The organism is Streptomyces sp. NPDC127177 (assembly GCF_042672475.1).
GTDB lineage: Bacteria > Actinomycetota > Actinomycetes > Streptomycetales > Streptomycetaceae > Streptomyces.
This window is the reverse complement of record NZ_JBHXUW010000002.1, coordinates 198175-210894: the sequence shown is the minus strand read 5'-3', so window position 1 is coordinate 210894 and position 12720 is coordinate 198175. Positions and strand designations below refer to the sequence as shown.

Sequence of the window (12720 nt, the reverse complement as noted above, 5' to 3'; positions counted from 1 at the left end):
GGAGACGGATGAAACGAATTCCGCGGCGCCCGACGCACCGCTGCCTGTGGCGGCGTCTGTCCCGGTGCCGTGCCGGTGCCGTGTGGAAGGAAGGGCCGCGACGGCCCGCACGGACCAGTCGCGCCGCCTGCCCCGGTCAGCGGCCATCGGTGACGGACGGCGGCGTCCAGTACGGTGAGCGGCCCGCGAAGCCCAGCAACCGGTCAAGCGCCGGGGCGTCCGGGCTCACCGGCACCTCGAGGGCGAAAGGCATGCCCGCGCCACCCCGGTACTCGGGTTCGATCCGGTCGGCGAGCAGCGCGTGCGCCTGCTCCGTCGCGGCGGGGTCGGGTCGCCAGGCCTGACCGGTGGCGCGGGCGATGTCCCAGCCGTGCACCACGGCCTCGGCCACCAGCATGCTCAGCACGTAGTCGCCGGGGAACGTGCCGCCCAGCGCGGGCACCCGCACGGATACCGCTTCGATGCCGTCGGCCAGGGCGGCACGCACGGCCGCCGACAGTTCCCCGATCGCCGCGACCAGGACTTCGGCCCCGTCAGGACCGGTGTAGGCACGCGGATCCGGCCGCCGGTCACCTTCGGGGTCGGTAAGGGCGAGGGTGAAGTACCCGATCCCACCGAGCAGATGCCGGCGCAGCGCGACCACGTCGAGATCGGCGCAGGGCGTCGGCGCCGTGTCCTGCCGGGGAGTCGTCGCACCGATCACATGTGCCAGGCGGCTCAGGACGGGAAGCACCGGATGAGAGGACATCTGTTCCTTTTCCTCGTCGGGATGAACACGCGCTACGGAACGAGGAGGCGTTCCGCATGCGTTCCACATTCCGTAGCGGAGCGGCCGGCCCGGTAGTCCGGTAGTCCGGTCCGGTAGCGGACCGCCGGGGGCTGCCTCGTTGCGGAAACCCTTCCGCGGCAGCGGATCCTTCGCGTCGGCAAGAACTACGTATGTCAGCGGACTTCTGCGTTCGTCAGCGGACTTCTGCGTACGCCGAGGCCCGGCCGCCGTAACCGCCAGCAGCCGCGGTGTGGATCCGGGAGCGCGGAACACCGCGTCTACGTAATTTGCGCCGACGCGAAGCGGCGCTCCGGCGCGTGACGGTGTACCCATGAAACGACGCACAGCGCTGAAGGCCCTCGGATACGGCATCGGGGGCGCAGTCGTCCTCACCGGCGGTGGCTACGGGATCTACTACGCCACCGCGAAGCAGGACACGGTCGGCAAGATCGCCTTCGACAAGGCCCTGTCGATCCCGCCGCTGGCAGAGTCGAAGACCAACTCTTCGGGCGTCCGGGTCTTCACACTCGGCATCCAGTCGGGCGAGACCCGGTTCAAGACCGGTCCGGCCACCCGCACCTGGGGTGTGAACGGCACATACCTCGGTCCGACGATACGCGCGCGGCGCGGCGAGCAGGTCGGGTTCGCCGTGCACAACGGCCTGGACCAGGAGACCTCGCTCCACTGGCACGGGATGCACCTGCCCGCGGCCATGGACGGTGGACCACACCAGGTCGTCCCGGCAGGAGGGACCTGGCAGCCGCGGTGGACCATGGACCAGCCCGCCGCGACACTCTGGTACCACCCGCACGTGCACGGCGCGACGGCCGACCACATGTACCGGGGCCTCGGCGGGCTGTTCATCGTCGACGACGAGGACACAGCGGCGTCGAAGCTGCCGTCCGACTACGGCGTCGACGACATCCCGATGATCGTCCAGGACCGTGCGTTCGACGGGGACAACCAGTTCGAGAAGAGGACGCCGCTGGGCGGCTCGCTGGGCGTGATAGGCGACGAGGTACTGGTCAACGGCACGATCGGCCCGTACGTGGACGTCACGACCGGGCTCGTGCGGCTGCGGCTGCTCAACGGCTCCAACGCCCGCCTGTACCACTTCGGTTTCTCCGACGACCGGACGTTCTCGCTCGTCGCCACCGACGGCGGCCTGCTCGCCAGAGCGTGGAACACCGAGCGCCTGTATCTCTCGCCGGGGGAACGCGCCGAGATCGTGGTCGCCTTCAAGCCGGGCGAGCGGGTCGATCTGCGCTCCTACCCGTCCGAGTACGGCGGCACCCTGGGGCGGCTCGACGGCTTCGACGACCGTCTCGACATATGCCGGTTCCAGGCCGCGGCAACCCTGTCCGAAGGCGCCGAAATCCCTGCCTCGCTCGGCGTCGCACCGGACCTCGCCGGCGAAGCGGTCGCGCGGAAACGCTCCTTCGTGCTCGCGTCGGACCGGATCAACAGCCGTTCGATGGCGATGGACCGCATCGACTTCGGTGTCCGCGAGGGCACCGTCGAGGTGTGGGACGTGGTCAACGACAACGGTTACCTGCACAACTTCCACGTCCACGACGTGCAGTTCCAGGTGCTGACGGTCGATGGCGGGAAGCCGGAGCCGCACCTGCGCGGCTGGAAGGACACCGTCCTGCTGGCGCAGGGAAAGCACTACCGACTGGCGATGCGCTTCCACGGCCACACCGATCCGAACACGCCGTACATGTACCACTGCCACCTGTTGCAGCACGAGGACGACGGAATGATGGGCCAGTTCGTCGTCCTGGGCGAGGGCGAGAAGGTCGGCGCCGTGCCACAGACACACCACCACTCCTGACATCCCCACACGCCGACACACGGGCCCACCGCCGGCCCACAACACCGAGAAGCAAGGACTCCCATGCACGTCTCCGCCTCCCCTCGCCGCTCCGCCAGGACGGCCGCCGCAACGATCGCCGCGGCCGTGAGCCTGACCATCGCCCTCAGCGGTTGCGCCTCCGGCGACGAGTCGGAGCCCAAGGCGCAGAAGGCCAAGGCCCCCACCGCATCCGCCACCGGGCCGGCCGGACAGACCCGGGGAAACCGTTGCGGCGGGAAGAGCACGGATCCCGATGCGGCCCTCACCCGCTCTTCCGACATCGACATCGACGCACCCGTCGAACGGGTCTGGGACGTGCACACCGACGTCGTGAACTGGAAGAAGTGGCAGGACGCGGTCCTGAGCATCGAGCGCCTGGACTCCGGCGCCTTCTCCTCCACGTCCAGGTTCCGGTGGACAACTCCCGTGCCCAAGTCGCAATTCGCCCCGGCCGACACCCTGACGATCACGTCGAGCGTCCAGCGCATGGAGCCCGGCTCGTGCGTGATCTGGGAGGGGCCCGCGAAGGGCAAGGCGATCGCCATCGACAAGGGGACGCACCTCTGGATCTTCACCAAGACCGATAAGGGCACCCACGTACACACCCAGGAGTCCTGGGACGCCCCGCTGCTGGAGTCGCTGCAGGGGGACGACCGTGACGCCGTCGCCGACATGCTGGGCGGAGGGCTGGACGTCTGGCTCCGGGCGCTGAAGACCGAAGTCGAGGAGCCGGCGAGCTGACGGCCGTACACGCACCGACCCGTACGGCGGGGCGGCCGATGCCCCGCACCGGCCGGACCGCCCCGGGAGCGGCTCCGGACTGGTCCCGGGATTGGCCCCGGATTGGTCCCGGACCGGCCGAAGAACCCTGCCGGCTCGGTGAACCAGGCGCTGTAGCCTACGCGCTGTGCGAACGTCGGCTCCCACTCACGGTCCGCTGCTGGGCAGGCAGCACGAGACACAGCGCCTCCGTGAGCTGATCGACGCGGCACGGGCCGGCCGGGGCGGTGCTCTCGTCCTCGGTGGTGAGGCAGGTATCGGCAAGAGCACGCTGCTGGAGCACGCGGCAGGGGCGGCGTCCGGATTCCGCGTACTTCGCGCGGGCGGGTCCCAACTCGAGGCGGAACTGCCGTTCGCCGCGCTGCACCAGCTCTGCCTTCCGGTGCTGGGTCACCTGCCCGAGCTGCCCACCGAACACCGCCGGGCACTCAGGATCGCTTTCGACCTGGAGTCCGGGACATCGGACGTGTTCCGGGTCGGCCTGGCGACCCTGGGGCTGCTCACAGCGGCCGGCCAGGAGCGCCCGGTGTTCTGCGTGATCGACGACGCGCACTGGCTGGACGCGGCCTCGTCGAAGGCGCTGGCGTTCCTGGCCCGGCGCGTCTCGGCCGAGCCGGTCGCCATGGTGTTCGCCATCCGGCCGCCGTCAGGGGCAAGCGGACTGGACGCCCTGCCGACCCTGACCGTCGACGGGCTGAGCGACGCCGACGCACGGGCACTGCTCGCCGCGCAGAGCCACGAGACGCTAGACGAACAGGTGCGTGACCGGCTCGTGGACGAGGCACGGGGCAACCCGCTGGCTCTGGTCGCCCTGCCGAGAGCCGGTGGGTTCGTCCCGCCGCGACCCGCCTCGGTGCCGACCCGGGTCGGACACGGATTCCGGACCACGCTCTCCGGTCTGCCCGCACAGGCGCGACTGCTCCTCACGATCGCCGGCGCCGACCCGACCGGCGATCCCGGGCTGCTCTGGCCCGCCGCGCGCAGTCTGGACATCGACCTGCCCACCGCCGGTGCGGCCGCCACAGCCACCGGACTGGTCGAGTTCGGAACCCGCGTGCGCTTCTACCACCCGCTGGCGCGGTCCGCGGCATACGACGCGGCCTCGGCGGGCGAACGGCGGCTGGCCCACCGGGTGCTCGCCGAAGTCACCGACCCGGTCGCCGATCCCGACCGGCGCGCGTGGCACCGCGCCCAGGCCGCCGCCGTCCCCGACGAGGAGGTCGCCGCCGAACTGGAGCGCTCGGCGCTCCGAGCACGGGCCCGTGGCGGTGCGGCGGCGACGGCCGCCTTCCTCGAACGCGCGGCGGAGCTGTCGCCCGACACCGCACAGCGGACCGAGCGGACCCTCGCGGCGACGCGCGCCCACCTCGACGCGGGCGCCACCGACAAGGCGGCCACGCTGCTCAGGACAGCCGAGAGCTCGGGTCTTGACGAGTTCCAGCGGGCGGAGACCGAACTGCTCCGGGGCCGGATCGCCCTGGTCCGGGCCGACGACAGCGAGGGTCCGGCGTGGATGCTGCGCGCCGCGCGACGGCTCGCGCCCCTGGACCCCGAACGTTCCCGGGAGAGCTACCTGGAAGCGCTCGAAACGAGTCTGCTCGTCGGACGTCCGAACGGTGTGATGGGCAGGGTCCTCGCCGAGGCGAAGTCCGCGCCGCCGCACCCACCGGACATCCTGGACGCGCTGGACATCCTCACGTCGAACGGGCACCGGGCGGCCGTATCCCTGATCAGGGAGGCCCTCGACGGGGCTCGGGGCCCCCTGTGGACCCGGCACCCCGCGCTCGCGATCATCCTCGCGGCCGAGCTGTGGGACCCGGACACCCATATGCGGATCATCGAGTGGCTGCTGAAGTACGGCCGTGAGTCGGGATCACCGCTCACCCTGCGGCTCGGTCTCGCGCAGGCCGCATCCGCCGCCGCGCTCACCGGCAACCTCGACGAAGCGATGGCCGCGATCGCCGAGGAGGAGGCTATCGCCGACGCGACCGGCGCGCCGCCGGTCATCTACCACCGGCTGCAACTGGCCGCGATGCGCGGACGCCGCGAGGAGGCGTCGGCACTGTTCGAAGCCGTCATGGCGACGGTCACGGCCACAGGGCAGGTGGCCTCCAACATCCACTGGGCGAACGCCGTCCTCAACAACGGCCTGGCCAACTACCGGGAGGCACTGGCCGCCGCGCGACGTGCCACCGCCGACGGCGAACTCTTCACCGCCGGGTTCACCCTGCCGGAGCTGGTGGAGGCCGCCGTACGGTGCGGCGACCACGCCGCCGCCGTTGCCGCGCTGACATCGCTGACCGAACGCACCGAGGCCTGCGCGACCCCCATGGGCCTGGGGATCGCCGCCTACGCGCGAGCGCTGGTGACGGGAGCGGAGAACGACTACCGGGAATCGATCACCCACCTCACCGACACGCCGATGCTCCCGTACCGGGCCAGGGCCCACCTCCTGTACGGGGAGTGGCTGCGGCGGCAGGGCCGCAGACAGGACTGCCGGCCCCACCTGCGCACCGCGCACGAGCTGTTCTCCGGAGCCGGACTCGAGGCGTTCGGCAGACGCGCGGCCGGCGAGCTGCGCGCCACGGGCGAGACGGCACGCAGCCGTACCGATCACGCGCGCGACCAGCTCACCATGCAGGAGCTGCACATAGCGCGGCTGGCCGCCACCGGCGCGACGACGAAAGAGGTGGCCGCCCGGCTGTTCCTCAGCCCCCGGACCATAGACACCCACCTGCGCAACATCTACCGCAAACTGGGCATCAACTCCCGCCGCCAGCTCAGAGACCGGCCCGACCTGCGGTCCGCGGACTAGTGCCCCTCCCGGCAAGCCTTGCCCCGTCGCGCCGCCCAGCACGCGCGCTCGCCGCGTTGGCCGAAAGCCCTGGTAGCTCCGCGACAAGGGCTTCCGGTGGCATGGCGAGCAGTCGCGCCGGACGAGATGGCCGGTGTTCAGCGCGCGGGTGCAGCCGGTGGGGTACCGCGCAACCCGGCCGCAGCTCGGGCCAGCGCGGCGAGGGCCGGTGAGTGGTGGCCGGCCGGCCATGCGAGCACGGTCGTGATGTGCGGGGCGTCGACGACGGGCACCGCGACATGGTCGGGCCACTGCCAGGCGCGGCTGGAGGCGGGGATGACGAGCAGCGTCTTGCCCAGCGCGACGAGCTGAGCGAGTTGTGACTGGGTGTGCACCTCGGGCCCGGGGCCGTCGGGGTAGGAGCCGTCGAGCCGGGGCCATCGGGCGATGGGAAGGCCCGGCACGTCGCGGACGTCCGCGAGGGTGAGCCGGGAACGTGCGGCGAGCGGGTGTCCCGACGGGAGGAGGGCGACTTGGCCTTCGGTGTGGAGGTCTTCGGTATCGAACCCGGCCAGGTCGTCGACCGGCCGGTGCATGAGGGCCACGTCCGCGCGCCCGCTGCGCAGGAACCGTGCCTGCTCGCCGACCTCGCAAAGGACGACTTCGACCGGTACCGAATCCGTGCCGGCCGACGACGAGGCGAGGAGCCGTTGCAGCAGTCCGTGGGACGCGCCGGACTTCGTCACCAGTACCAGTGGCCGCCGGAGATCCGCTGCGCGTCGGGTCCGGCGCGCGGCAGCCGCGACCGCGTCGAGGGACACCCGGGCTTCGCGCAGCAACACCCCGCCGGCGCCGGTGAGGGCCACCCCTCGTCGGTTCCGGTCCAGAAGCTGGACGCCGAGCCGCCGTTCCAGCTGTCGGACGGCACGCGACAACGGCGGCTGCGCGATCCCGAGCCGCTGAGCCGCACGCCCGAAGTGCAGCTCCTCGGCGACCGCGACGAAGTACCGCAGCTCGCGGGTCTCCAGATCGTCCATGGACACACCCTATCCAGCGTGTGATACCCGCCGGGTATCACAACGTACCTGATCGATATTGGACGAAAAGGACGCAGCGCGCCCAGCATGGGCAGCGTGAACAACACCAGGACAGCGCTGGTCACCGGCGCGAACAAGGGAATCGGCTTCGCCATCGCTCAGGGTCTCGGAAACCTTGGTTTCACGGTCGCCGTGGGGGCGCGCGACGACATCCGACGCGAGGAGGCCGTCGAGCGGTTGCGTGCCGCGGAGGTCGACGCGTTCGGGGTCGCCCTCGACGTCACCTCCGACGACAGCGTCACCGCAGCGGCGGCGCGCATCGAGAAGGAGACCGGGCGACTCGACGTGCTCGTCAACAACGCGGGGATCTCCGGCCGGTTCGAGGCTGGGGCGCAGGACCCCACGACCCTCGACCTCGACGTCCTGCGCACGGTCCTGGACACGAACGTGTTCGGGGTCGTACGGGTGACGAACGCGATGCTCCCGCTGCTCGGCCGTGCCGCCTCGCCCCGGATCGTCAACATGTCCAGCAACATGGGCTCGCTCACGTTGCGGACCGGCCCGGTCATGGCCGCCTACGCACCCTCCAAGTCGATGCTCAACAGCGTCACGGCACAGTACGCCCGCCGATTCGCCGACACGAACATCATCGTGAACGTGGCATGCCCCGGGTACGTCGCAACGGACTTCACCGGGTTCGCCGGGGAACGAACACCCGAGCAGGGCGCCGCGATCGCCGTTCGCCTCGCCACCCTGCCCGACGACGGCCCCCGAGGCGGCTTCTTCGACGACAAGGGAGCCGTCGCCTGGTAACTCTGCGCGCGAGAGCGGCCGACGCGTGGAGCCTGTCGGCCGCCCGTGATCCGCCTAAGGGCTGTCCCGCGTCACCGCCGCCGCTGTTCGGCGCGCAGCTCGAAGTCGCCGTAGCTGTTGTCGACCGGGTTGACCGTGACCCCGGGGGCGACGATCTCGTCGACGGCGTCGAGCACGTCGGCCGGGAGCGTGACGTCCGTGGCGGGCAGGAACGCCTCCAGCTGTTCCATGGTGCGGGGCCCGATGATCGCCGAGGTCACGCCGGGGTGGTTGATGACGAAGGCGACGGCGAGCTCGATGAGCGTGAGACCGGCCTTCTCCGCCAGGACGGCGAGTTGTTCGACGGCGTCGAGCTTGCGCTGGTTGGCGGGGGTGTCCATATCGAAGCGTGCCCGGGGCCGGGCCGCGGAGGCGGGCCCCTCGATCGCGTGCTTGCGGTAGCGGCCGGAGAGCCAGCCTCCGGAGAGCGGACTGTAGGTGAGGGTGCCCATGCCGTGGCGGCGAACGGCGGGAAGCACGTCCTCCTCGATGCCGCGGACCAGGATCGAGTACGGCGGTTGCTCGGTCACGAACCGCTCCAGGTTCCGCTCCCGCGAGACCCACTGGGCCTCGACGACCTGGGAGCCGGAGTAGGACGAGGACCCGATGTATCGGATCTTGCCCTGGTGGACGAGGTCGGAGAGCGCGCCGAGGGTCTCCGCGACGTCGGTGCCGGGGCTGGGGCGGTGGACCTGGTAGAGGTCGATGTGGTCGGTACCCAGCCGCCGCAGGGAGTTCTCGACCTCGCGGATGATCCAACGCCGCGAACCACCGCGCTGGTTGGGGTCCTCCTGGTCCATCGGCATGAAGAACTTGGTCGCCAGGAACACGTCCTCGCGGCGGTCCTTCAGGGCCTTGCCGACGATCTCCTCCGAGACGCCGGCGGAGTACACATCCGCGGTGTCGACGAAGTTGATCCCTGCGTCGAGGGCGCGGTGGATGATCCGGATCGAGTCGGCTTCGTCCTCGTTGCCCCAGGGGCCGAACATCATCGCGCCCAGGCAGAGCGGGCTGACCTGGACGCCGGTGCGGCCGAGCGGTCGGTACTGCATGAAACGGTTCTCCTCGAGGTGGGCGTCAGTCGTTCACGGTGGGGACGACGGTGCCGGAACCCGCCCAGCTGGCGAGCAGGCCCAGGGCCTCCCGCTCCCGGGAGTCCGGTTCCGGGGTGTAGAAGTTGAGGCGCAGCCCGGGATCGGCCGGCAGATCCATCGCCTCGTAGGGCAGTGCGAGATCGCCGACCAGCGGATGGCGAAGGTTCTTGACGCCGGAACGGTGGAACTTCACGTCATGGCGGGCCCACCGGCGGGCGAAGTCGTCGCTCCTGGTCGTCAGCTCTCCGATCAGATCGGTGAGCGCCTTGTCCTGGGGGGCCCGGCCCGTCTCGGTGCGCAGGAAGGCGACCGCGTCGTCGGCGCCCTTTTTCCAGTCCGTCCAGAACTCCTGGCTCGTCGGGTCGAGGAACATGAAGCGGGCACTGTTGACCGGACCGCACCGGACGAACAGCGGCGAGTCGAAGACGGGCGCGTACAGCGCGCGTCCCAGCGTGTTGGCGGCCAGGATGTCGAAGCGCGCGTTGCGTACGTAGGCCGGCACGTCGGTCATGGAGTCGAGCAGCCGCAGGATCGTGGGCCGTACACGGGACGCGGTCACCGCGGCCCGCCGGCCCGACGGCGTCGCGGCACGGGCGAGGTCGTAGAGGTGGGTGCGCTCGGCCTCGTCCAGCTGGAGTGCGTGCACGAGGGCGTCGAGCACCGAGTCCGAAGCGCCGGCGAGATTCCCGCGTTCGAGCCGGATGTAGTAGTCCACACTCATGCCAGCGAGCAGGGCGACCTCCTCGCGGCGAAGGCCGGCGACTCGACGGTTTCCGCCGTAGACGGGGAGCCCGGCCTGCTCCGGAGTGATCCGGGCCCGCCGGGTGCTCAGGAACTCGCGGACCTCGGCGGCCCGGGTGCTCCTGCCGGTGTCAGCCATGTTCAGGAGCACCTGGGCTGGTGGCGAGGACGCTCATGAGGCGGCTCCTTCCGATCGTCGGGAATCCTGTGCCGGTCCTCTCACGGTAGATCCGTCGGCGAGAGCCTGCGAGGTACTGCCGTTACCTGGAAGAGCAGTGACTCCCACCCGTTCGCCGAGACGCGGTTTGCTGGACCGGTCCGGGCGCAGCCGGCCGGGGCTCGGGCTCACCTCCGGCGGGTGGCGCCGGTCGGCTTAGTCCTCGGGGCCTCGTCCAGCGGTTGCCGGGGCTGGTGAGCGGGCCGAGAGTGCTGAGGGGGGTGCCCCGGCCACCGGCGGGACTTGCCCGGCCCGGCCCCGCCTCGACCTCCGGCGGGCGCCGCGCAGACCGGCTCCGCTGCCGTACTCGCGGCCCACGGGCCCGGCCGTCATGACCCTCATCGCGCCCTCGCAGGCCACCACACAGAAAGGTCCCCGTGATGCAGACCCTCACCCTCAACAACGGCGTCGAGATGCCCGCCCTGGGACTCGGCGTCTTCCAGACCCCGCCGGACGAGACCCGGGCCGCCGTCACAGCGGCGCTCGACCTCGGCTACCGGCACATCGACACCGCTGCCGCGTACGGCAACGAACGCGAGGTCGGCCGGGCCATCCGCGAATCCGCCGTACCGCGCGAGGAGATCTTCGTCGAGACGAAGATCTGGATCAGCGACTACGGGTACGACGAGACGCTGCACGGCTTCGGCAAGAGCGCAGCCAAGCTGGGCGTCGACCGCATCGATCTGCTCATCCTCCACCAGGCCCTCCCGTCGGACTTCGGCAGAACCCTCGCCGCCTACCGCGCCCTGGAGACGCTCCTGGCCGACGGCAAGGTCCGCGCGATCGGCGTCAGCAACTTCATGGTCGACCACCTGACCGCGCTGCTCGACGCCACGACGGTCGTCCCCGCGGTCAATCAGCTGGAGATCCACCCCTACTTCCAGCAGCGCGCCGTCCTCGACTTCGACGACCGGCACCACATCCTCAACCAGGCGTGGTCCCCCATCGGCGGCATCACCTTCTACCCGGGGTACGGCGAGAACCGCAGGAGCGTCCTGGAGGACTCCGTAGTCACCGAAATCGCCGAGGCGCACGGCAGGAGTCCCGCCCAGGTGCTGCTCCGCTGGGGCCTGCAGCACGGCCGCTCGGTGATCCCCAAGTCGACCAGGCGCCACCGCATCGCGGAGAACATCGACGTCTTCGGCTTCGAGTTGACCGCGGACGAGCTGAAGGCCCTCGACACCCTTGAGACCGGCCACCGCGGCGGCCCCGAGCCGACGGGCATCACCCTCGCGGACCACGGCCGTGCCATCCCGGAAGCCTGACCGAAGGACCTGACCGGTACCGGGGCACACGCTCCCGCGGCCGAGGACGCGTCGAGCCCGGAGGCGTCCGGGCCGATGTCGCCTTCCGCGAAGCGGATCCCGGCGAGTACGCGGACGTGGACATGGCGTACCGGGTGAAGTACGGCCGGCGCACCGGCATCGTCGAGCACGTCCTCACCGACCGGGCCCGCGACTCCACCCTGCGTCTCTAGCCCCGCTGATCCCCCGCTCCCCCATCCCTTCCCACCCCCCTCCAAGGAGCATCAACCGTGCGAGCCACCCTGATGTACGCGGCGGAAGACGTACGCGTCGAGGACGTCACCGACCCGAAGATCCAGCAGCCCACCGACGCGGTGGTACGGATCGTGCTGGCCTGCGTGTGCGGCAGCGATCTGTGGCCCTACAGGTCTCTGGAACCCACCGACACGCCCCGCCACATGGGCCACGAATTCCTCGGCGTCGTCGAGGAGATCGGCTCCGCGGTGCGCGGTCTCGCACCCGGGGACGTGGTCGTCGCCCCGTTCGTCTGGTCCGACAACACCTGCGCCTACTGCCGGGAGGGCCTCCAGACCTCCTGCCCGCACGGCGGCCAGTGGGGCGTGAACGGCGTCGACGGCGGTCAGGGGCAGGCCGCCCGTGTCCCGTATGCCGACGGGACCCTGGTGAAGCTGCCCGTCGCCGAGGACTCGGAACTGCTGCCGGACCTCCTGACCCTGTCCGACGTACTGTGCACCGGCTACCACGCCGCCCGCACCGCCGGTGTCGGCCCCGGCGACACGGTCACCGTCATCGGGGACGGCGCGGTCGGCCTGTCCGCCGTGATCTCCGCCCGGCTGCTGGGCGCCGAGAAGATCGTCCTCATGGGCCGCCACCGGGCCCGGACCGACCTCGGCCGCGACTTCGGCGCCACCGACGTGGTCGCCGAGCGCGGTGAGGAGGGCGTCGCCCGGGTCCGTGAACTGACCGGTGGCGAGGGCACCCGCAGGGTCCTCGAATGCGTCGGCCTGAAGGACGCGCTCGTGCAGGGATTCGGAGTGGTCCGCGACGGTGGCACGATCAGCCGGGTCGGCGCCCCCCAGTACACCGACGTCCCCTTCGGGTTTGCCGACTTCCTCCGCAACATCACCCTCACCGGCGGTGTCGCTCCCGCCCGCGCCTACATCGAGGAACTCATGCCACACGTCCTGGACGGCTCGATCCGCCCCGGTCGCGTCTTCGACCGCACGGTCGGCCTGGAGGACATCGCGGACGGATACCGGGCAATGAACGACCGGGCGGCCCTGAAGGTGCTGGTACGCCCATGACCGCTCGCAATC

At 70.9% G+C, this 12720-nt stretch carries 11 protein-coding genes; 7 read left to right on the top strand and 4 right to left on the bottom strand.

What is annotated here, in order from left to right; genetic code table 11:
• Nucleotides 1-136: 136 nt before the first annotated feature.
• Nucleotides 137-748, bottom strand: coding sequence for a TIGR03086 family metal-binding protein (locus ACFVJX_RS03335; RefSeq protein ID WP_384125345.1), 612 nt, complete (start codon nucleotides 746-748; stop codon nucleotides 137-139).
• 352 nt (nucleotides 749-1100) lie between these two features.
• Between ACFVJX_RS03335 and ACFVJX_RS03330 the strand changes: the two genes are divergently transcribed.
• The 3 genes from ACFVJX_RS03330 to ACFVJX_RS03320 all read left to right on the top strand — a co-directional run bounded on the left by ACFVJX_RS03330 (nucleotide 1101) and on the right by ACFVJX_RS03320 (nucleotide 6219).
• Nucleotides 1101-2603, top strand: a complete 1503-nt coding sequence (locus ACFVJX_RS03330; protein ID WP_384125343.1) for a multicopper oxidase family protein — start codon at nucleotides 1101-1103, stop codon at nucleotides 2601-2603.
• Between the two features lie 63 nt (nucleotides 2604-2666).
• Nucleotides 2667-3365 carry an SRPBCC family protein gene (locus tag ACFVJX_RS03325; RefSeq protein ID WP_384125341.1) on the top strand — a complete coding sequence of 233 codons (699 nt, stop codon included), beginning with the start codon at nucleotides 2667-2669 and terminating at the stop codon, nucleotides 3363-3365.
• A gap of 166 nt (nucleotides 3366-3531) precedes the next feature.
• A complete protein-coding gene (locus ACFVJX_RS03320) occupies nucleotides 3532-6219 on the top strand; it encodes an AAA family ATPase (RefSeq protein WP_384125339.1) in 2688 nt (895 codons plus the stop codon).
• A 137-nt stretch (nucleotides 6220-6356) separates the two neighbouring features.
• Here ACFVJX_RS03320 and ACFVJX_RS03315 read toward each other — a convergent pair whose 3' ends face one another.
• Nucleotides 6357-7235, bottom strand: coding sequence for a LysR family transcriptional regulator (locus ACFVJX_RS03315; RefSeq protein ID WP_384125338.1), 879 nt, complete (start codon nucleotides 7233-7235; stop codon nucleotides 6357-6359).
• Between the two features lie 87 nt (nucleotides 7236-7322).
• On the opposite strand from ACFVJX_RS03315, the gene ACFVJX_RS03310 reads away from it, so the two are divergent.
• Nucleotides 7323-8048 (top strand): SDR family oxidoreductase, encoded by a 726-nt coding sequence (locus ACFVJX_RS03310; RefSeq protein ID WP_384125336.1) that lies wholly within the window; start codon nucleotides 7323-7325, stop codon nucleotides 8046-8048.
• A gap of 71 nt (nucleotides 8049-8119) precedes the next feature.
• Here ACFVJX_RS03310 and ACFVJX_RS03305 read toward each other — a convergent pair whose 3' ends face one another.
• Together ACFVJX_RS03305 and ACFVJX_RS03300 are read right to left on the bottom strand one after the other, a co-directional pair.
• Nucleotides 8120-9139: an aldo/keto reductase gene (locus ACFVJX_RS03305; RefSeq protein WP_384125334.1), complete on the bottom strand. Its 1020-nt coding sequence runs from the start codon at nucleotides 9137-9139 to the stop codon at nucleotides 8120-8122.
• Nucleotides 9140-9164: 25 nt separating this feature from the next.
• Nucleotides 9165-10061, bottom strand: coding sequence for a helix-turn-helix transcriptional regulator (locus ACFVJX_RS03300; protein ID WP_384125332.1), 897 nt, complete (start codon nucleotides 10059-10061; stop codon nucleotides 9165-9167).
• Between the two features lie 458 nt (nucleotides 10062-10519).
• Here ACFVJX_RS03300 and ACFVJX_RS03295 point away from each other — a divergent pair, with 458 nt between their 5' ends.
• From ACFVJX_RS03295 to ACFVJX_RS03285, 3 genes are read left to right on the top strand one after another with little or no spacing between them, the layout of a single operon-like run.
• Nucleotides 10520-11404, top strand: a complete 885-nt coding sequence (locus ACFVJX_RS03295; RefSeq protein WP_384125330.1) for an aldo/keto reductase — start codon at nucleotides 10520-10522, stop codon at nucleotides 11402-11404.
• Entirely contained in the window at nucleotides 11401-11616 is a 216-nt protein-coding gene (locus ACFVJX_RS03290; protein ID WP_384125422.1) for a DUF2255 family protein, read from the top strand. The genes ACFVJX_RS03295 and ACFVJX_RS03290 overlap by 4 nt, the downstream gene beginning before the upstream one ends.
• 57 nt (nucleotides 11617-11673) lie before the next feature.
• Nucleotides 11674-12708 carry a zinc-dependent alcohol dehydrogenase family protein gene (locus tag ACFVJX_RS03285; protein WP_384125328.1) on the top strand — a complete coding sequence of 345 codons (1035 nt, stop codon included), beginning with the start codon at nucleotides 11674-11676 and terminating at the stop codon, nucleotides 12706-12708.
• Nucleotides 12709-12720 lie beyond the last annotated feature (12 nt).